The 20500-nt window shown below is 42.6% G+C and carries 18 protein-coding genes and 1 other annotated feature; of the genes, 5 read left to right on the top strand and 13 right to left on the bottom strand.

Features of this window, described 5'->3' with window-relative positions; all coding sequences use genetic code 11:
• Positions 1-20: 20 nt before the first annotated feature.
• From CSV70_RS06750 to CSV70_RS06725, 6 genes are all read right to left on the bottom strand, one after another.
• Complete coding sequence (locus CSV70_RS06750) at positions 21-3059, bottom strand: DNA translocase FtsK (RefSeq protein WP_233191763.1); 3039 nt, start codon at positions 3057-3059, stop codon at positions 21-23.
• Positions 3060-3257: 198 nt separating this feature from the next.
• A complete protein-coding gene (ytpR, locus tag CSV70_RS06745) occupies positions 3258-3869 on the bottom strand; it encodes a YtpR family tRNA-binding protein (RefSeq protein ID WP_099628757.1) in 612 nt (203 codons plus the stop codon).
• Positions 3866-4681 carry a DUF1444 family protein gene (locus CSV70_RS06740; RefSeq protein ID WP_099627907.1) on the bottom strand — a complete coding sequence of 272 codons (816 nt, stop codon included), beginning with the start codon at positions 4679-4681 and terminating at the stop codon, positions 3866-3868. The genes ytpR and CSV70_RS06740 overlap by 4 nt, the downstream gene beginning before the upstream one ends.
• A 33-nt stretch (positions 4682-4714) precedes the next feature.
• Positions 4715-5233, bottom strand: coding sequence for a hypothetical protein (locus CSV70_RS06735; RefSeq protein WP_085131262.1), 519 nt, complete (start codon positions 5231-5233; stop codon positions 4715-4717).
• A 78-nt stretch (positions 5234-5311) separates the two neighbouring features.
• A complete protein-coding gene (locus tag CSV70_RS06730; RefSeq protein WP_099628756.1) occupies positions 5312-5827 on the bottom strand; it encodes a DUF84 family protein in 516 nt (171 codons plus the stop codon).
• Positions 5828-5855: 28 nt separating this feature from the next.
• Complete coding sequence (locus tag CSV70_RS06725) at positions 5856-6929, bottom strand: M42 family metallopeptidase (RefSeq protein ID WP_099628755.1); 1074 nt, start codon at positions 6927-6929, stop codon at positions 5856-5858.
• A 202-nt stretch (positions 6930-7131) separates the two neighbouring features.
• Between CSV70_RS06725 and CSV70_RS06720 the strand changes: the two genes are divergently transcribed.
• Positions 7132-7446: a peptidase M4 gene (locus tag CSV70_RS06720; protein ID WP_085131265.1), complete on the top strand. Its 315-nt coding sequence runs from the start codon at positions 7132-7134 to the stop codon at positions 7444-7446.
• 409 nt (positions 7447-7855) lie between these two features.
• On the opposite strand, the gene CSV70_RS06715 is transcribed toward CSV70_RS06720, so the two are convergent.
• From CSV70_RS06715 to dat, 4 genes are all read right to left on the bottom strand, one after another.
• On the bottom strand, positions 7856-8701 hold the full coding sequence (locus CSV70_RS06715) for a YtnP family quorum-quenching lactonase (protein WP_099628754.1): 846 nt from the start codon (positions 8699-8701) through the stop codon (positions 7856-7858).
• A 122-nt stretch (positions 8702-8823) separates the two neighbouring features.
• Positions 8824-9468: a tRNA (guanosine(46)-N7)-methyltransferase TrmB gene (gene trmB / locus CSV70_RS06710; RefSeq protein ID WP_099627120.1), complete on the bottom strand. Its 645-nt coding sequence runs from the start codon at positions 9466-9468 to the stop codon at positions 8824-8826.
• A gap of 36 nt (positions 9469-9504) precedes the next feature.
• Positions 9505-10476, bottom strand: coding sequence for a nuclease-related domain-containing protein (locus CSV70_RS06705; RefSeq protein WP_099627119.1), 972 nt, complete (start codon positions 10474-10476; stop codon positions 9505-9507).
• Complete coding sequence (gene dat, locus CSV70_RS06700) at positions 10460-11344, bottom strand: D-amino-acid transaminase (RefSeq protein ID WP_085131269.1); 885 nt, start codon at positions 11342-11344, stop codon at positions 10460-10462. Before dat ends, CSV70_RS06705 begins: the two co-directional genes overlap by 17 nt.
• 376 nt (positions 11345-11720) lie before the next feature.
• On the opposite strand from dat, the gene CSV70_RS06695 reads away from it, so the two are divergent.
• Positions 11721-11942, top strand: coding sequence for a DeoR family transcriptional regulator (locus CSV70_RS06695; RefSeq protein WP_085131270.1), 222 nt, complete (start codon positions 11721-11723; stop codon positions 11940-11942).
• Positions 11943-11994: 52 nt separating this feature from the next.
• On the opposite strand, the gene CSV70_RS06690 is transcribed toward CSV70_RS06695, so the two are convergent.
• Both CSV70_RS06690 and CSV70_RS06685 read right to left on the bottom strand, forming a co-directional pair.
• The gene (locus CSV70_RS06690) at positions 11995-12726 is read right to left on the bottom strand and encodes a pseudouridine synthase (protein WP_099627117.1); all 732 of its coding nucleotides are present in this window, start codon (positions 12724-12726) and stop codon (positions 11995-11997) included.
• A 3-nt stretch (positions 12727-12729) separates the two neighbouring features.
• Positions 12730-14346 (bottom strand): putative polysaccharide biosynthesis protein, encoded by a 1617-nt coding sequence (locus CSV70_RS06685; protein ID WP_085131272.1) that lies wholly within the window; start codon positions 14344-14346, stop codon positions 12730-12732.
• A gap of 151 nt (positions 14347-14497) precedes the next feature.
• Here CSV70_RS06685 and CSV70_RS06680 point away from each other — a divergent pair, with 151 nt between their 5' ends.
• Positions 14498-15763: a BaiN/RdsA family NAD(P)/FAD-dependent oxidoreductase gene (locus tag CSV70_RS06680; protein ID WP_099628753.1), complete on the top strand. Its 1266-nt coding sequence runs from the start codon at positions 14498-14500 to the stop codon at positions 15761-15763.
• Between the two features lie 289 nt (positions 15764-16052).
• On the opposite strand, the gene leuS is transcribed toward CSV70_RS06680, so the two are convergent.
• Complete coding sequence (gene leuS / locus CSV70_RS06675; protein WP_099628752.1) at positions 16053-18467, bottom strand: leucine--tRNA ligase; 2415 nt, start codon at positions 18465-18467, stop codon at positions 16053-16055.
• Between the two features lie 79 nt (positions 18468-18546).
• Positions 18547-18764 (bottom strand) — a binding site (T-box leader).
• Positions 18765-18910: 146 nt separating this feature from the next.
• Here leuS and mnmL point away from each other — a divergent pair.
• Complete coding sequence (gene mnmL, locus CSV70_RS06670) at positions 18911-19864, top strand: tRNA modification radical SAM protein MnmL/YtqA (protein ID WP_085131275.1); 954 nt, start codon at positions 18911-18913, stop codon at positions 19862-19864.
• A 1-nt stretch (position 19865) separates the two neighbouring features.
• A complete protein-coding gene (mnmM, locus tag CSV70_RS06665) occupies positions 19866-20474 on the top strand; it encodes a tRNA 5-(aminomethyl)-2-thiouridylate-methyltransferase MnmM (protein ID WP_099628751.1) in 609 nt (202 codons plus the stop codon).
• Positions 20475-20500 lie beyond the last annotated feature (26 nt).

Below are 20500 nucleotides of genomic sequence, written 5' to 3'. Positions count from 1 at the left end.
GGATAGGAACTATGAATTCATTATTTCATGAAGCTTTCAAATGCTTGTTCAGTCAAAAAGACATCGCGCGCTCTGCTTCCTCTTTGCTCAGATATAAATTGATTGGCTTCCATTCGGTCGATTAACTTGGCCGCCCGGTTATACCCGATGCTGAAATGGCGCTGTAATGACGAAGTGGATGCACTCCCCTGCTCGATGACAAAGTTGCAGGCTTGCTCAAATAACGGATCCGATTCCTCTTCTCGGACAGCGGCCGCTAATAAATCATCTTGACCGAATAAGTAATTCGGTTCTGCTTCATTACGAACATGTTCTATTATACGCTCGATTTCATCATCCGTGACAAATGTCCCCTGAAGACGGACAGGAGCCGATTGGCCATTGCCTAAATACAGCATATCCCCTTTACCAAGTAAGCGATCTGCCCCTATTGTATCTAAAATAGTTCTTGAATCTACTTGAGAAGACACAGCAAATGCTATGCGAGTCGGGATATTGGCTTTAATCGTTCCAGTAATGACATCAACAGAAGGTCGCTGAGTTGCGATGATTAAATGAATACCACACGCTCTAGCTTTTTGTGTGATTCGGCTGATCGACACTTCTACGTCCGCAGGTGCCATCATCATTAAATCTGCTAACTCATCAATCACTACTAAAATATACGGCATCTTTAATGAGAAACGTCGTGATGCCATAACCATTTCGTTATAGCGTTCGATATTACGTACTCCGGAATGCGCAAATAATTCATAGCGTCTTTCCATCTCATTGACCGCCCATTTCAATGCTGCAGTCGCCGCTTTCACATCCGTAATCACCGGACTCAACAAATGAGGAATGCCATTGTATGGTGCCAATTCCACCATTTTTGGATCAATGAGCAATAGTTTCAGATCATGATGTGAAGCTTTATACAGCAAACTGATCAGTATAGAGTTGATACAAACGGATTTACCGGAGCCTGTTGCACCAGCGATCATTCCGTGTGGCATCTTTCGGAGATCAATTGTTTGCGGCTCCCCTGTCAAACTTAATCCCAATACAGCCTCTAAAGGCGAGTCTGATTTCATAAATGAATCACTGTCAATAACCTCTGAAATTCGAACAGCACGTGTTTTGCGATTTGGAATTTCAATACCGATCATACTTGTACCTGGAATCGGCGCTTGGATACGAATATCCCTAGCGGCCAAAGCCAATTTTAAGTCGTCGGTAAGATTTCGAATTTTACTTACTTTCGTCCCCTGCATGACCGTTAACTCAAACATCGTGACGGCTGGTCCTTGCACAGCTTGTTCGACAGTCGCCTGTACAGCGAAGTGGGAAAGAGTTTCTTCTAACGTAGCAGACTGCGCTGCAAGCCACTCTTCATCCACGATTTCTTCTTCTGGAGGTGCTAAAAATTGCATCGTCGGGAATCCATAATGTGGTGGTTCTTCTTCGATTAGTTCCTCTTCAGGCTCTTCTACAATCGTTTCAGTAGTCGTAGCGACCATTTCAGTTACTTCAACGTCAGATTCTACTACGATAGATTCTGTTTCTTTGATCAATCCCAGTTCTTCCACGTTCGATTCTGCAGTTTTTTTCTGTTGTTCTGGCAGTGCAGCTTGTCGAGCTTCAGACGATTCAGTTTGTTCCGCAACAGCGTGATCCGTTTCTATTTCGAATGACGCTTCATCTACTAACTCTTTTTTCGTTGCATTCGCTGCAATGAGCTCTTCTACTCTTGCCGCTAATTTTTCTTTATCGGATTTAAGCATCAACACATTAAAGGGCACAACTTTTTCTTTCTTAACTGGTTGTGCTGGTTCCTCTAAATCATCCATGACGGATTCTACTTCATCCGATTCGATTGCTTCTTCTACTTCTACATCTTCTATTGCTTCTATTGCTTCAACTTCTTCTATCTCTTCTATCTCTTCTATCTCTTCTACATCTTCTATTTCTTCTATTTGTTCTATTTCTTCTATCTCTTCTTCAATCGTAACGGTTACCGGCGCTTCTGAATCTACTACAATTTCTTCTGTTTCGGTTGCGACATAGTCATGCTTCTCTACTTCTGTTTCAGCTTGCTCTGCAGCTTCCGTTTGTGAAATAACTTCTAGCGATTCTTCTGACTCCACAATTGTTACTTCAGCTACTTCGATTTCATCTTGTACATCGTCATGTGTAGCTACTTCTAGTGACTCTTCTTGCACGGGTGTTTCTTCAGTCAGTTCTACTAGTTGCGTAGATTCTTCAGGTACTTCTGATTTAGTTTCTTCTATTCCTTGAGTATATTCTTCCGCTGAGGACATCTCGGACTGTCTTTTTTCTGATGAACTAGCGAATAATGGTGTCTTATTTGGTTGTTGATTGGAAATCAACGACAAAGGCAATTCTTCGTCGTGAATTTCTAAGTGATCATGTAACTCTTGATCTTTTGTATCTTTCTTTTCTATAACTGATTCCATAGCCTCACTAATTGGAGAACTAGTGTTTAATCCGTAGATAGGCGAAGGCACATGTGTAGGTGAAAATGGTTTTCTGAATTTCTTCGGCTTCTCAACCTTCACGGGTTCTTCTTTTTGCCGAGTAGCCACTTCTATTTCAGGACGTCGTGATTCATATGGTTCAATCCGTTGCGGCTCCGAGTGCAATGTACGTTCATGCTTTTTACCGGAAAACGGTAGCGGCAATGGACTTGACGTAGGTGGAATGATATGAGCAAAATCTCGTTTCGCTTCTGCACGGTAGACATTTCCACTGCGCTCATAACGACCTGGCCAACGTTCATTCTGTTCTAAAGGAAGTATTTCATACGCGTCTTCTTCTGTCACTTCTTCTTGTAAATAGTCTTTCGTATATTCATCATGATGGATCTGTGGTTCCCATCCATAAATTTCGTAGTCAGAAACGATCGGAAACCGAAAGTTTGTTTTTTTATCTTCATCTAGATCTTCGTTTTGAATTTGGTTTTGGTTATTTTTATCACTAGTATTTTCAGTAGTTGATTGTTCATATAATGGGTTATCTTTTTCAGCGCCTTCTTGCATTTGCTGAAGGCGTCTTTTCATATTCCGTAGCCAGCTCAAATATATCACTCTTTTCATATCAATCATTTCATTTTAACAGGTTACCTAGGAGGAAATCAAACAGTTCTACGTTCTTTCTATATAAAATGATGATTTATAACTCTTTGTAACAATAATACAAAAAAGCTTTTGCTACAAGCTTAACGAGGCTTGTGCAAAAGCTTTTTTATATGGATATATTTACAACTTGCCTTCGAAAGCTTCCCCGACTTTCATATCGTCTGCTACTACGAGGATTCCTTTTGCGTCGGGAGCATCTGGCAGATCAAGTTCTTTAGCAGAACAGATCATGCCTGATGAAGCTACTCCGCGAAGTTCGGCATCACGAATGATCATACCTGAAGGCATTACAGCGCCTACTTTTGCTACGACCACTTTCTGGCCTGCTTCCACATTAGGAGCGCCACAAACGATTTGCAGCGTTTCTTCCCCTACGTCTACCTGGCAAATGTTCAATTTATCTGCATTTGGATGCTTTTCTTTTTCCGCAACATAGCCAATAACAAATTTAGGAGTGAAATCCAATTCCACTTCCAAATCAATGTCATTTTTCTTTAATGCGGCTTGTAATTGTTCGCCAATCTCTTCTGTCAGTTCTACTTGACCAACAGCTGAAACCGTCAAATAACTAGATGCATCAAATAAATTGAACGCTACTACGGTTTCTGTCTTTTCATCTTTGATCAACGTGACATCGTTTATTCTTTCCGCGGCAATTGCTGTCGGTCTTTCTGTTGTAAGTTGAACGAACAATACGTCGCCAACACCTTCTGGATTATAAAATATATTCATTTTTTCTTTTCCCTTCTTGCTAATCTATTTTTCGCCATAATGAAAATCGGTTCAAGCTTACCATCTTCATAAATGAAAGACAGTGATGTAACAGGTACGGCACCTGTTGTGAAAAATTGCATAGCTATTTGCGCCACGACGTCATAGCCTGTTTCATTCCGGATATCACCAATAATTAACACATCTTGATGAGGAACCGATACGACCATATGTCCTTCGATTTTCTGTTCCATTTCTTTCATGAATGGCTGATTCAAGATTCTACTCGCATCATACCCATCGTTATTATTAATGAAGTAGAATATATTATCCGATACGATATCTTGTTTATACGCTGTCGGTAACGTCTTCACTTTAAACATCGCAACTTCCTGTATTTCCTGTTCTGTCATCTGCAGATCAGACAGCATCCCTTGATCTATCAAGCGATACGTGTTCCCTAAATCCAGCGCATAGAAAATACGTGTTTCCGCTGTATGGTCTTTCGTTAAGAAAGCTTGTCCTGCGGAACTTTTAGTTGGGAATGAAGTTGAACGGATGACGGGATAGATCGTATTTTCTCCCGCGAATCCTTTCTCTTGTTCCTTCTCCATGGCGCGAAACGTCTCCAAGACGGTATACACCACTTCATCGATTGCTCGTTCGTTTTTCTGCTCATACTTGGATAGAATTTCAGGTAATGAAATATCCATGCCTTTATGAAGAGTATGGTGGACAATCCGCAACTTGTCAGCTCGACGGTCAAATTGCCAATCGAAGTTCTCTTTAGGTAAGCGTTTCTTTAGTTCTTCTACCAAATCTTCAGCTTCCATTCGTTAACCCTCTCCTTCAATACTCAAAATTACTTATTGGTCGTCATGCTGAACCGAACGAGCAATTTCCATCATCTTTTCTAAATAAGCCTCGGTATTTTCTTCATTTGTTACAGTTTCAACTTTCGCTCCACCTACGTTGGCGATTAACTCTACTTGCTTCTCACCTTTTTGAATGACAGCTACAAAGCCAAATGCTTCATCTTTAGAAAATGTTTGGGCACCTACTAAATGATCGGGTTCATCCGTCAAGAGTACATCATAATACACTTGACTGTTTTTCTTTTCATTCGGATTAACCGTTAGATAAAATGAATCATTTCGTTTAGTTAACACAATCTGTTGAGAAGTTGATTCTTTATCTATTCGTAGAGTTGGCGGTTTATAGAATTCAATATCGCCCTCCGTTTGATTCGTTTTTTTGCTATTTAGTTCGAATGCTTTTTTCGCTGAAACAAACGCATCGTCAGTACGGACTTCCACTTTCTGATTACATCCTACCAATACGACAGCTAGTAGCAACAGCAAGAAAACCTTTCCACTTCGCAACATTCAGGTTCCCCCCTTCTCTACTTTCGTTCAATTTTCTATCAGTCCTATTCTAATCGCACCCCGACGCTATTGCAATCGTCAGCTCTGTAGCGACGTGCTATACAAGAGCTGGCCCATCAATAATTGCATAATATGTTCAAATAACGCATCCCTCGGTACAAGTTGTGCCGTCAACATCCCCATAGCCCCTTCTGACATGCGAACATTTTGCTTTTTAAAATAGGTGTCCACCGCATCCCCTAGTTCATGGCCACGGCGAATTTCATTGGCCAATTCTTCCGGCAAAGGGATTTGCGCTCCCGCTGCAGTAAACGTTTTGCCTTCAGGCGTAGTGAGGGCGCCCCAATTGCAGAGATACATAGTATCCCCAATCATATGGACACCGCCTTCTAAACCTATACCAAAAGCATTCTTTGCCGCAGTGATCGAACGATTGATTGCCCCTTGCCGCGTCTCTTCTTCACTCATCGGCTGTGCGCTAACACCAGACGGAACGGACACTGAAGAAACGGTGCTGTTCTCCATATAGCGTTCGACCATCCGAACCACTGCACGCTTTTTCGCCTGATTTTCAGAGCCAACAATGAATTCCATTCCACATCCTCATTTCATCTTTAGCTGCTTAGCAGTTTTGTTTAATCGTTTCCACAGTAGTTTTATCGCACGCTTTTACTAGTCTTGTAATTAATTCTTTCGCTGCTGCATAATCATCTGTGTGGATAATGGAAGCTGCAGTATGGATGTAACGAGAACAAATACCGATGACAGCACTTGGCACGCCGTTATTCGCGACATGTACTTGCCCTGCATCCGTACCGCCTTGGGAAACAAAGTATTGATACGGTATATTGTGAGTTTCAGCAGTATCTAAAATGAATTCGCGCATACCACGGTGTGTGATCATCGAGCGGTCCATAATGCGCAATAAAGTCCCTTCTCCCAACTGACCGAATTCTTTTTTATTGCCGCTTGCATCATTTGCGGGACTTGCATCGAGCGCGAAGAATAAATCCGGATCTATCATACGCGCTGCTGTTTGTGCGCCACGTAAGCCGACTTCTTCCATAACGGTTGCTCCTGAATACAATGTATTCGGCAACGTTTCATTTTTCACTTCTTGCAATAGCTCTACAGCAAGACCGCAACCATAGCGGTTATCCCACGCTTTGGCCATAATCTTTTTCGGATTCGCCATCGGTGTGAACGGACAAATTGGCAAGATCTGCTGACCGGGACGAATACCGAAGTTCATAGCGTCTGCTTTGTCATCAGCGCCGACGTCAATCAGCATGTTTTTGATATCCATTGGTTTGCTACGCTCTGCGTCACTCAACAAGTGCGGTGGAATAGAACCAATGACACCGGGAATATCTGCGTCTTCCGTGATGATTTGGACTCGTTGCGCCAATAAGACTTGGTTCCACCAGCCACCTAACGGCTGAAAACGAAGCATTCCGTTATCCGTAATACCTGTTACCATGAAGCCGACTTCATCCATATGGCCGGCAACCATAATTTTCGGCTGATCTTCTTTTCCGTGCCGAACACCAAACACGCCGCCTAGGCCATCTTGAATAACTTCATCCGAGTTCTGTGCTAACTGCTCACGCATAAAAGCCCGGACACGGTATTCATTACCTGGTGCGCCCGGAAGTTCAGTCAATGTACGAAATAACTCTAATGTTTCTTTTTTCATCTAAATCCCTCACTTTTTTATTGTCTATGTGTAGTATATCCACATACCAAACAGATGAATACTAATTAGGTTAAGCATTTGCTTTACACAATAGTGCCATATTCTACCGATTTACAAATTTGAAAACACTTTTGAATCGCCATGCACTTTTAAACTATGTTACACTATAAGAAAAGATTTGCGAAGGAGGCTGCAATTAGACATGAAAGTAAAAGACTTTTTAGCTGGAATCTTAACCGGAGTTGCTGCAGGCGTAGTAGTGAATGAGGCATTTAATCGTTACAATGAGGAAGTACCTGCTGACAACGTATTGAAAAAAGTAAAAGATGCATTTAAAGAAGAAGGACCAATCGACGGTTCGTGGATCGTGATGAAACCAGAACCTTACACAAATCACGTAATTTCAATGGACGTATACCGTGGTGGCGTTTCACGCATGAAAGACGGCAAACTCGAGCAATTTGAATTCGCAGCAGATGCGAAAACAGGCACTGTCGTAGAGCTAGTTCGTCAATAATCAGTAAGTAAATAGACGTAAAGAGGCTATCCGAGTAGTATCTACTTCTTGCGATGGCCTCTTTTTTGTTTGAATGAATTTTAAGTGCGTCCGGCCTAAGATTTTACGTAACTATCTTTTAAAATGTACTTCTCCATACAGAAAAAGACAAACCCCTCGTAAAAGGGATCTGTCTCTAGCACTTAATGTTTAACATTGCATAAGGTTTCCAGCTCAAGAACACAACACCAGTTGATCGTAAGAGGAAGGCGGCGACTCCCGGAGGATCAGCGTGCGCCTTGAGATCCCGCAGAAGCGAAGCGCACGAGGAAGCTCAAGCCACGCCCTCGGGAAAGCGTCCGCCTGGAACGTCGATCAACTGCGCACTCCCACTCCCCTCACTAAATCACTTGAACTCGAACTTAATCCCTCACCGAGTACGAGGCAAGCTATCTACAATCGTCTTGCCATCTTCACTAAACTTCGCCATACGATACACCGCATCATGGTAGAAAATAAACCCATACTCATTTGGAAGCGCTTCCTTCATCAAGCGCTCTTTTGCAAAAATCGAGTCCATTGGATAATCGTCATAAGCAAGTACCCACAAAGGATTCGAATGCGCATGCGTCGGCATAATATCCGCCATATGAATTAACGTCTCGCCGCCTTGCTCGAGCTTAATTACACAATGCCCATCACTATGGCCACCCGTGTGAATCATCTTAATCCCTGGTACGACTTCAATCTCCTCTTCAAACGTCGCCACCTGGTCTTGAATCGGCTCCCAGTTTTCTTTCCAATACGTATTGCGCGAGCGAATATTGGGTTCTCTCATTTCATCCCACTCAACTTGCGAAGTATAGATCTTGGCATTCTTAAATACAGACACTAGCTGATCATTTTCCCACTGCGTCAAACCGGCCGCGTGGTCATTATGAAGATGGGACATTAACACGACATCGATATCGTCGGGCGTCATGTCAAGTTCTTTTAAACATTCCTCCACACGCGTTTCAGTACGTACACCTAGGTTACGCTTTTGCTTGTCGTTCAATTTACCTTTTCCGATACCGGAATCAATCAAATAATTTTTACCTTGATATTGAATGAGGATTGGGTCTGTTCGTAGTTCAATCAAATTGTTTTCATCTGCTTCATAGCGTCTTGACCATAGCGCTTTCGGAACGACACCGAACATCGCACCACCGTCCAAAAAGTTTACGCCACCGTCTAACCACGTTAGTTTCATATCATGAAAAGTTAGTTGATCCAAAATAATTCCTCCCTACATTCCTTTAGTAACTGTTATATAGACATTGTACTTTTCCACTGAGCTCTCAAGCTTCAGCAGAAAAGTACAACGTCCAACAGTTTTCTACATCTTACCTAGTAGAATTAGCTTTGAAATTGTGCTTCCAGACGATAAATCGGCTGACCTTTACTCGAAAACTTCTCTTCGTACTCGGTTAACACATTATCTTCAGGCATGTTTGCGTGTAAATCGAGTGAAACGGATCGTAATTTCATACCATAGTCCGTCATGGAGACAAGAGAATATTCAAACAGCGAACGATTATCTGTCTTAAAGTGAATTTCTCCATTCGTTTTCAAAACACCTTCATATTTCGCTAAAAAGTTTGGATGTGTCAAACGACGCTTTTCATGGCGATCTTTTGGCCATGGATCAGAAAAGTTTAAGTACACACGATTAATTTCTGAATCCGCAAAAATGGACTCCAACTCTTCTCCATTGACACGCATCAAACGAAGATTAGCAGGCTTTTCCGCTTCAATTGCTTTCTCTAACGCGGATACGATGACATTATCGAAATGTTCGATGCCAATATAGTTAACCTCTGGATTCGCCAATGCCATTCCAATGACAAACTGACCTTTCCCTGTACCCACTTCAATATGGATTGGCGCATCGTTTCCGAACTCTTCAGTCCAACGACCTTTTTTGCCTTCCGGATCCAAAATCAAAACATCCGGATGTTCTGCCATAAAATCTTTAGCCCAAGGCTTATTTCGTAAACGCATAATCAGTACACTCTCTCTTTTTCAGTAATTTCTATTCTATTGCTCTTCCACTACTTCTTCCGCATCAAACAATCGACTCATCGCTGTAGTTTGTGCATGATCCAATAGTGCTTGTGCAGCTTTAAATTGCGTATGTTTCATGGGACTCGGATTACTGCATAACCTTGTCAGCCATTGCTCATATGTTTTGCGATCAATGGTTGTCACTTCAAATGGAGTACCCGGATAATCAATATAGCCATTTCTGGAAACAATTAGCTTCTTGATTGGTATTTCCACTTTCGCCGCTCTGAAGAATGATGAAACCACTTTCTCCATTCTACTGAGCGCTATCGTTGGATTTAGCACTTTCACTTCCTCTTCACCAAACTTCTTCAGCCAAAACCTTTCGCCACTACCTATGTACGCAGCCATTCTTTCATCTTCGAGCACCGTGATGCAATAGCATGTAGTAGGAGCTAACAAGATGATATCCAACTCGACAGGTGCTTTATTGACTTTGACGATCGGATAATAAAGCAACAAGAAGCTATCAGGTAAACGCAGTGTCAGTTGCTTCAACAAGGGATCAGAGTAATACTTCGGATCTACGCGGGATCGGTCATGCAATGTGGAACTTGCCCATTTTAATTGGAATTGAAACAATTGATCACGATAGGCTTTTTTTAACTGTTCAACATTTGAAGGCTGACTCGAAATCGAAGCCTGAAAATCCATATCATTCTCACGATCTTCTACCCTTTCTTCTGAAACAGCAAGTTCATGGGTCAATTCCCCATCTGTTTGTTTACGCCATTTCTTGAATAACAGCGTATACCACTTTGAACTCTGTTGCACATCTTCCGATAAAGTAGCCGCTTGCTCCGCATATAAATCAACACCGTGCTCCCATTGATTTTTAATACGTTTCCATTGATAACGTTTCAGGCGGATGAATTGTGTCGGATAGCGAGCTAAGTCATTCTCGTACCGAGAAATATAATCCGCAAGTTTAACTAGCTGGGCCATTTGATTCTCTTTCCTTATGATTACCAGACACGACTAACTTAGGAATTTGCGCCTCAAATGCTACTTGTAACTTTCTCGTCAACGGTCCTGGAACTCCTTGTCCGATAGGTTGTTGATCAATCGTCACAACCGGTGTGATTTCAGCATTTGTAGATGTATAGAAAAACTCATCCATTTCTAACGCTTGCGGTAGTGTAAATGCTTCTTCTTTCACCGGAATAGCTAAATTTTCGGCTATCTGTAATACGACACGACGAGTTATTCCATTAAGAATGAAATGATTGGCAGGATGTGTATAAAGGATACCATCTTTTATACCGAATGCATTGGAGGATGAGCCTTCACGCACCAATCCGTCTCGTACAAACAGTGCCTCTTGACATCCATGATCAAACGCCTCTTGTTTTGCCATGACATTACCAAGCAGATTCAAACTTTTTATATCGCAGCGAAGCCAGCGCATATCTTCAACAGACTTCATAGCAGCACCTTGTTGAAGAAATTGCATAGGACGTGCATTTTCTACGGCATAGCCAATCATGACTGGCACACTGTTTTCTGGGAAATGATGTGCACGTGGCGCAACACCGCGTGTGACTTGTATATAAATATGTCCAACAGATATTTGATTATCAGACTGTAGCTTCTGTACGATCTCGAGTAGCTCATCGATTGTATACGACAGGCCCACACGTATTTTTTCTGCACTCTCAAGTAATCTCTCTAAATGCTCTTTCGCTGTGTACAATGCGCCATCATATACTTTAATGACTTCATAGACGCCATCGCCAAATACATAACCACGATCATTCACGGATACATTCATTTTATCTTCTGTTAGGAATTCCCCATCTTTGAAATAGATCACACAACCGCCACCCTTCTTATATGAAACCTCAAGCCAAATTACCGCCAGTTTCTTCTTTTTCTATTTTCACATGTTTATCGAATAAAATCAATTAGACCTTAAAAGAGTGAATATCCTTTTTCTAGTTGTCTACAAACTAACGCTAACTCGGTAACTAGTAATCTATGTATTCTGATTTATTCAAAAGTATAAGCGAAAACATGTGCGCTTTTACGTAAAATACGTTATACTACTATTGTCAGAATCATTCACTTACTATTCTGGCATAGCGTAACCATAAGGAGCAGATCAGGAAAGATAATGTCAAAGAATACCCCAACAGTCTTCTTTTGCAAGGTTGGCGTGAAAATATGAAGATGAAGGAGTGGTTTCTTAGATGAACCCAGCTACCGATCGCATGTTAATTCGTATCAAAGATGTCTATCTGTTCATTCGAGATAACGGAAAAGTAACAACGGAGGCCGTGGCGGATGAATTCAATATTTCACCCCGCACTGCTCAACGTGACTTAAACGTTCTCGAGTACAATGAATTGATTAAGAGCTCAGTCCGCGGCGAATGGACGACGACTTCCAAGAAAGTGAAATTATCTTCCTGATTTAGCCTCCTATATACACATTTACAACGCAAAAAAGGCTGACGCTTTTGCATCAGCCTTTTTGCTTGGAACGATCTAGCTCTTTTAATTGCAGCAATTCCGCTTCTGTTAGCTCACGGTATTCCCCTAGTTCTAAATCCGGATCTAATTCAAGCGGCCCCATGGTTAAACGCTTCAAATACACCACTTTTTTCCCTACCGCTTCAAACATCCGCTTCACTTGATGAAACTTGCCTTCTGTAATCGTCAGTTCAATCTCCGACTCTTCAGCAGCATGCAATATGTGGAGAATGCCTGGCTTCGTTTCATAAGCATCGTCTAAAATCACTCCACGCGCAAAAGCTTCGGTATCTTCTTCCGTTACCATTCCAGCCACTCTCGCATAATACGTTTTCGGCACTTCTTTCTTCGGTGATAATAAATTATGTGCAAGCTTTCCGTCATTCGTCAGCAGCAATAACCCTTCTGTATCCTTATCCAAACGACCTACGGGAAACGGCTCAAAATGTCGTTCTTCATTTCCAAGCAAATCCACGACTGTTTGATCCCGGTTGTCTTCTGTCGCAGATAAGACGCCAGGCGGTTTATGCATCATCAAGTAGATGAATTCTCTATAGACGACTTCTTCACCGAGCAATGAAATCGCGTCTGAATTTGGATCCACGTGCTGGGCAGGATCTTTCATCACTGCCCCATTGACCCGAATCATTCCTTTTTTCAACAGTTGTCGAACTTCTTTACGTGAACCATAACCTGTATTTGATAATAATTTATCGAGTCTCATTGATTAACCTCCAAGTCCAAAGCGTCTCATAATACGTGTTAGACGATCTCCAAATAATTGCTGTGCAAGTCCTGATTTGATAGCCAAGAATCCGTAAATCACCATTCCGACGCCTGATCCAATCATGACATACAACAAAGCTTGCCAACGTCCTACTGGAATGTGTACCATGTTTAATCCTTTATTCGTCAGCCAAACGCCAGCAAACATCACTGCGTTGAAAGCCAATATTAAAAACAAGCGTCTGATAACCATTTCAGATTTATAATTCAATGCTTTTTTGATGACGAATAAATTGATACACACCGCTACCGAGTAGCCAATTGCGGTGGCTATAATTGCGCCGTTCACTTCAAACATTTTAATGAGTGGAATGTTGATCAGCATTTTCACTAGCAACCCGAGCAATGAAGTGAAGACGATCCATTTATGATGATCAATTCCTTGCAAGATGGCAGCCGTTACGGTGAACATCGCAAATAGAATCGCTACCGGTGCGTAGGATGCTAAAACACTTGCTCCTGCCACATCATACGCATATAAGAATTGATAGACTTCACTGCTTAAGACCATTAACCCAATGACCATTGGAATCGTTAAGAACAGCATGATCTGATACGTTTGATCGAGTGACCGTGTGATGCCCTTTTCATTGTTAGACGTATAATCTTTCGTGATAATCGAGATGAGCGCCATAGAAAATCCTGTCGCGACCATCACGGGAATCATCACGATCTTATGTGTTAAAAAGTTCAGTTTTGTTAAATATAAATCGGAAACACTTGAAAGTCCGATTGATTTCATAGCGCCGTTGAATGTAATCATGTCGACAAATTGATAAATCGGATTAATCGTACCGACCAATACAAATGGCAGGACGTACGCGAGGACTTCTGTATAAATTTGTTTTAACGACACTGAACTCGCTGGCGGACTATTTGATAATAAATAATCAAATTCATCCTGATATCTTTTCCAGTAATAGTAGAGACTCCATAAACCAGCGAGCGCTCCGATAAATGCAGCAAACACTGCAAACTGCACAGCGATTTTTGGTGATAAATCCAGTACGTTGACGACTAGGAAAGCTCCAACGAGCACAACAACAATTCGTACAATCTGTTCAATTAATTGGGAAACAGAAGTCGGTTCGAACTTTTGATAGCCTTGTAAAAAACCGCGTCCAATACTGAGCAACGGAACAGCAAGCAGCGCAAAGCTGACCCATCGGATAACGGTTGTGATATCCTGTACGGTGAAAATCTGTTCATCACTTTTAATGACAAGTTGCGCAATAGGATTCGCAAGTAAAAACAATGCAAGAAATGATAGGAAGCCCGTAATCGACATGACAAGCATACCCGATTTCATTAATTTCCTGCCGGTCGCATAATCGCCTAGTGCATTATACTTCGAGACGAATTTCGATATTGCCAGCGGAGCCCCAGATACTGCTACTGCTAGCGCTAGATTATAAGGTATGTATGCATATTGATAGAGACCGACACTCTTTTCTCCAACGATTGCATAAAACGGAATTACATAGAGTAAGCCGAGTGCCTTCGATAAAAATAAGCCAATCGTTAAAATGGCCGTGCCTTTCAATAAATTTGATGCCATAATTGATTCCTTCCATTCCTAAAGAGATTCTTGTATAGTTTACCCCTCGACACGCTTTTGCACAATCTTTATCTACAGTCCAAATCAAAAAGCAACCAAGCCCATATAGTGTATAATGAAAGACAAAATGAAATGAAAGAGTGGTTCTACAATGTATGATGTTATCGTAATTGGTGGCGGACCTTCAGGTTTAATGGCCTCCATTGCAGCCGCCGAACAAAAAAAACGGGTTTTATTGATTGAGAAAGGACGGAAACTCGGCAACAAACTAGCCATTTCAGGCGGTGGTCGCTGCAACGTCACAAATCGACTATCACAAGAAGAAATTATTAAACATATCCCGGGAAACGGGAAGTTTTTATATGGACCATTCTCCGTCTTTAACAACCAGGATATCATCCACTACTTCGAAGGTCTTGGCGTTCCGTTAAAAGAAGAAGATCACGGACGGATGTTTCCCGTTTCAAATAAATCAAAAGACGTCGTAAACGCCCTATTGAATCAGATGGATGAACTAGGCGTGGACATACGATTGGAAAGTCGAGTACAGAAATTAATAATGGATGACGTAAAGGTTCTCGGCGTTCGCTTAGAAGACGGTGAAGAAATACGCGCTCATGCAGTAGTCGTTGCAGTTGGCGGCAAAGCCGTTCCACAAACAGGCAGCACTGGTGATGGATACCCCTGGGCTGAACGAGCGGGCCACACCGTAACGACATTGTACCCGACCGAAGTTCCGTTGCTGTCACGCGAACCATTTATTGTCTCAAAAGATTTACAAGGTCTTGCGTTACGTGACGTGAAAGTGTCTGTAGTAAATAAAAAAGGGAAAACGCTTGTTACCCATCAAATGGACATGCTCTTCACCCATTTCGGATTAAGTGGACCTGCGATTTTACGCTGTAGCCAATATGTTGTCAAAGAGCAGATGAAGAACGGCAAACAGCCCGTCTTGCTGCAAATTGATTCAATACCTGATCAACATGAAGAACAATTGACACAAACCATCGCAAACATTTTAAAAGACGAACCCAAAAAGCAAGTGAAAACTTCATTAAAAGGTCTCGTGCCTGAACGTTGGTTGCTATTTTTATTGAAGAAAGCAGAAATCGAGGAAACCGAAATCGGCCTAGATATTAAGCGTGAGGCTATACGTACACTCGCAAAGCTCCTTAAGACATTCCCTGTATACATTACAGGTACGCAACCGATCGAGAAGGCTTTCGTTACGGGCGGCGGTGTTTCAGTAAAAGAAGTAGAACCAAAGACGATGGCTTCACGTAAAAAAATAGGATTATTCTTCTGTGGAGAAATTTTAGATATCCACGGATATACGGGCGGCTATAATATTACTGCTGCTCTTGTGACAGGACGTCTGGCGGGAATGAATGCGGGATTATTGAGCCGAACGGAATAATCGTATAGAGCGGTTGACACGTGCGATTGAGCGGTTAGCGTGCCGCTTAGAGCGCTTACCCCGTCCCATAGAGCGGTTAGCGCGCCGCTTTGAGCGATTACCCCGTCCCATAGAGCGGTTAACGTGCCGCATTGAGCGCTTACTCCGTCCCATAGAGCGGTTAGCGCGCCACATTGAGCGCTGAACCCACACAATAGAGCACATAATCCAACAAGTTGATCGCAAAACGCATGGAATAAAACGAAAAAGCCGGTCAGAGAAAAATCTCCAACCGGCTTTTTGCATTTCATTAACCCGCTACAATATTGACAAGGCGTCCAGGAATCGCAATGATCTTCTTCAATTCCTTACCTTCCATCCACTGCTTCACGTCTTCGTTTGCCAAAGCCACTTGCTCTAACTCTTCTTTCGAGCTATCTTTCGCTACAGTGATTTTCGCACGAATCTTACCGTTGATCTGTACCGCCACTTCCACTGTGTCATCCGATAATTTTGTTTCATCAAATGTTGGCCACTGCGCATAGGCAATCGTGTCCGTGTGACCTAGTTTCGACCACAGCTCTTCAGCCAAGTGAGGCGTGATAGGTGAAATTAATAAAAGGAATCCTTCAATATATGCTTTTGGCAACTTCTCGGCCTTATAGCTTTCATTGATGAAGACCATCAATTGAGAAATCGCTGTGTTATTGCGCATAGCTTCGTAATCTTCGGTCACTTTTTTGACTGTCTGATTATAGACTTTCTCTAGAGGTCCGCCTGTTTCATCCGTCAATTTATCTGTCAATGTATCGTCTTCATTGACGAGTAGACGCCAAATGCGATCAAGGAAACGACGTGATCCGTCTAGACCATTTGTAGACCATTCTTTCGATGCATCAAGTGGTCCCATGAACATTTCATAAATACGTAATGTGTCTGCACCGTGTGAATGAACGATATCATCTGGATTGATGACGTTACCTAACGACTTGGACATTTTCACATGTCCTTCGCCTAAGATCATCCCTTGGTTGAAGAGCTTTTGGAACGGCTCTTTCGTTTGGACAACACCGATATCGTACAATACTTTATGCCAAAAACGAGCATACAATAAATGCAGAACTGCGTGCTCCGCTCCCCCTACGTAGATATCAACTGGCAACCAACGCTCAGCCAATTTCGGATCGATTATCATGTCTTCATTATTCGGATCGATATAACGCAAGTAATACCAGCAGCTTCCTGCCCATTGTGGCATTGTGTTCGTTTCACGACGACCTTTCATGCCAGTTTTCGGATCGACGACATTGACCCACTCCGTAATATTGGCAAGTGGTGATTCACCTGTTCCGCTCGGTTTGATATTGTCGGTTACCGGCAACATCAACGGCAATTCCGATTCATCGACAGTCGTCATCGTGCCATCTTCCCAATGAATGACAGGAATCGGCTCGCCCCAATAACGTTGACGGGAGAATAACCAATCGCGCAGACGATATGTGATTTTGCGTTCGCCCGTACCATTTTCTTCGAACCATTCAATGGACTTAGAAATAGCTTCTTCTTTCCCTAAACCATTTAGGAAGTCCGAGTTGACGTGCTCACCTTCACCTGCATACGCTTCTTCTTCAATGTTTCCGCCTGCAACCACTTCCACAATCGGCAATTCGAATTTCTTCGCAAACTCATAGTCGCGTTCATCATGTGCAGGAACTGCCATGATCGCACCTGTGCCATAAGTAGCCAATACGTAATCCGCGATCCAGATCGGCATTTTTGTACCGCTCGCAGGGTTGATAGCATAGGCTCCAGTAAATACGCCCGATTTGTCTTTTGCCAAATCTGTACGCTCAAGATCACTTTTTGATTTTACTGACTCAATATAATTCTCTACCGCTTCACGCTGCGCATCCGTAGTGATCGCGCTAACTAATTTATGTTCAGGAGCCAACACGGCATACGTCGCACCAAAAATCGTATCGGGGCGTGTAGTGAATGCTTCGAATGAATGCTCAGTGTCCGCAATTTCAAACTTTAATTGAGCACCTTCAGAACGACCAATCCAGTTACGCTGCATATCTTTTAGACTTTCAGGCCAATCCAACTCATCCAAGTCTTCTAAAAGACGATCTGCGTATTCCGTAATACGCAATACCCATTGGCGCATCGGACGACGTTCTACGGGGTGATTTCCACGCTCAGATAATCCGTCGATGACTTCTTCATTCGCCAGTACCGTTCCTAGTGCTGGGCACCAGTTGACAGCTACTTCGTCAATATACGCAAGGCCACGTTTATATAGTTGAATGAAAATCCACTGTGTCCATTTATAATAGCTTGGATCCGTTGTATTGATTTCACGAGACCAATCATAAGAAAATCCAAGATCTTGCATTTGGCGTTTGAATGTGGCGATGTTCTTCGCAGTGAATTCAGCTGGATCATTTCCTGTATCAATCGCATACTGCTCAGCAGGCAATCCGAACGCATCCCAGCCCATTGGATGCAATACGTTATATCCTTGTTTACGTTTAAATGCACTTAGAATATCTGTTGCGATATAGCCAAGCGGATGTCCAACGTGCAGACCCGCGCCTGACGGATAGGGAAACATATCCAGTGCATAAAATTTAGGCTTGGATGGATCATCAATCATTTTGTATGTATCGTGATCTTTCCAATACTTTTGCCATTTCTCTTCAATTTGCGTGTGTTTATAACTCATGTCAAAAACTCCTCCAATATGATTCGATTTCTTTTCTTGTATTGGTGCGTACAGATAAAAAAAGACTCCCGTCCCTCGATAAAGGGACGAGAGTCTATATAGTTTCCCGCGGTACCACCCAAATTGACGGACTACGCCATCCAACTTGAATCCTTAACGCGGAGTACGGTATTAGTTACAAGTATTCACCAATACAGGCTCAAAGGTGAGTTCGTTCCTCACTAATACAGACTTGCACTAACCGTCTGCTCTCTAAAAAGTAGCGTAAGAAGTACTATTCCTCATCATGGCCTTCATTATTTTCTTCAGTTTACCCGAAACGCAAGCTGAATACAAGCCTTCTCTGTTGCTTTTTGTCGTATACTAAGTAGTTCCTGCGGTTTGTTGAGTGATATCACTGTATATTCCGTGGTACAATGTCTGATGTAAAGGAGCTGTACATAATGAATGAAATCAATCTTCCGTTTCCAAGTGAAGGGAAACGATACCATACATGGTCAAGACATTTGAAGGATACATTCGGTTGCAAAATCGCGAAAGTTGCGCTTGACGCAGGGTTTGACTGCCCGAATCGTGACGGTACTGTCGCACATGGTGGCTGTACGTTTTGTAGCGTGGCAGGATCAGGTGATTTTGCAGGAGATCGCGTAGATGCAATTGAAGTCCAGTTCGCTGAAATTAAAGAACGATCCCAGCGTAAATGGAAAGATGCGAAATACATGGCCTATTTCCAAGCCTATACGAATACACACGCGCCTCTTCCCGTTCTAAAAGAAAAGTTCGAAGCGGCATTGGCACAAGAAGGCGTTGTGGCATTATCCATCGCTACGCGTCCTGACTGCCTGCCTGACGACGTCGTAGAGTATTTGGCTGAACTCAATGAACGCACCTATCTATGGGTAGAACTGGGCTTGCAAACTGTACATGAATCAACTGCAAAACTCGTCAACCGTGCACATGATTTCCAATGCTATCAAGAAGGTGTCGACAAGTTACGTAAGCATAATATTAATATTTGTAGCCATATCATTAACGGCTTACCTGGTGAAACAGAAGAAATGATGATGGAAACCGCACAAGCAGTTGCCAAGCTTGATGTACAAGGCATCAAAATTCATCTATTGCATTTATTAAAAGGGACACCTATGGTAAAACAATACGAAAAAGGCAAACTGGAATTTTTAACGAAAGAAGCCTACATCAATTTAGTAGTCGATCAACTAGAAATCATGCCTCCCGAAATGATCGTGCATCGCATCACAGGTGACGGCCCAATCGATTTATTAATCGGACCGATGTGGAGCGTCACGAAATGGGAAGTACTGAATGGAATTGATGAAGAACTGGAAAGACGCAATAGCTGGCAAGGAAAAAAACATCTGCAAGAGGTGAAATAATGTGACAAACATATTACTGCACCGCGTACTGCCGATTGCGAAACGGCTAATTACGGAACGCGTGCAGCCTGGAGATACAGTCGTCGATGCGACCGCCGGGAATGGCAATGACACACTTTTCTTAGCTAACTTAGTTGGTGACGAAGGACGAGTTTTCGCATTTGATATTCAACAGCAAGCACTTGAAATAACGGAGCGACATCTTGGTGAGCTAGCTAATCGCGCTACACTCATTCATGATAGCCATGCGAATGTTCATCAATACGTACAGGGTGGGATCAGCGGTGCTATGTTCAACTTAGGGTATTTACCATACAGCGAAGATCCTAGTATCATCACGACTCCATCCTCTACGATTGCAGCAATCGAGGCATTGCTAAGTTTGCTGAAAAAATCCGGAATCATTACAATTACTGTCTATGACGGACATGAAGGTGGCAGTGAAGAACGTGATGCATTGCTTGACTATGTTTCGACTTTACACCAAGGTGACGTGCATGCCGTCCGCTATGAATTGCTAAATCAAAGAAGAAACCCTCCATTTCTACTTGCACTCGAGAAAATGAAAGATTTTACGGAAGTGCGGAAGTTAGAAGCCGGAGAATCATAAAACCCGTCGCCACACAAAATGTGGCA

It is taken from the genome of Sporosarcina sp. P25 (genome assembly GCF_002743235.1).
Taxonomy (GTDB): domain Bacteria; phylum Bacillota; class Bacilli; order Bacillales_A; family Planococcaceae; genus Sporosarcina; species Sporosarcina ureae_B.
The sequence above is the reverse complement of the archived record's forward strand: the minus strand, read 5'-3'. Positions and strand labels throughout refer to the sequence as shown.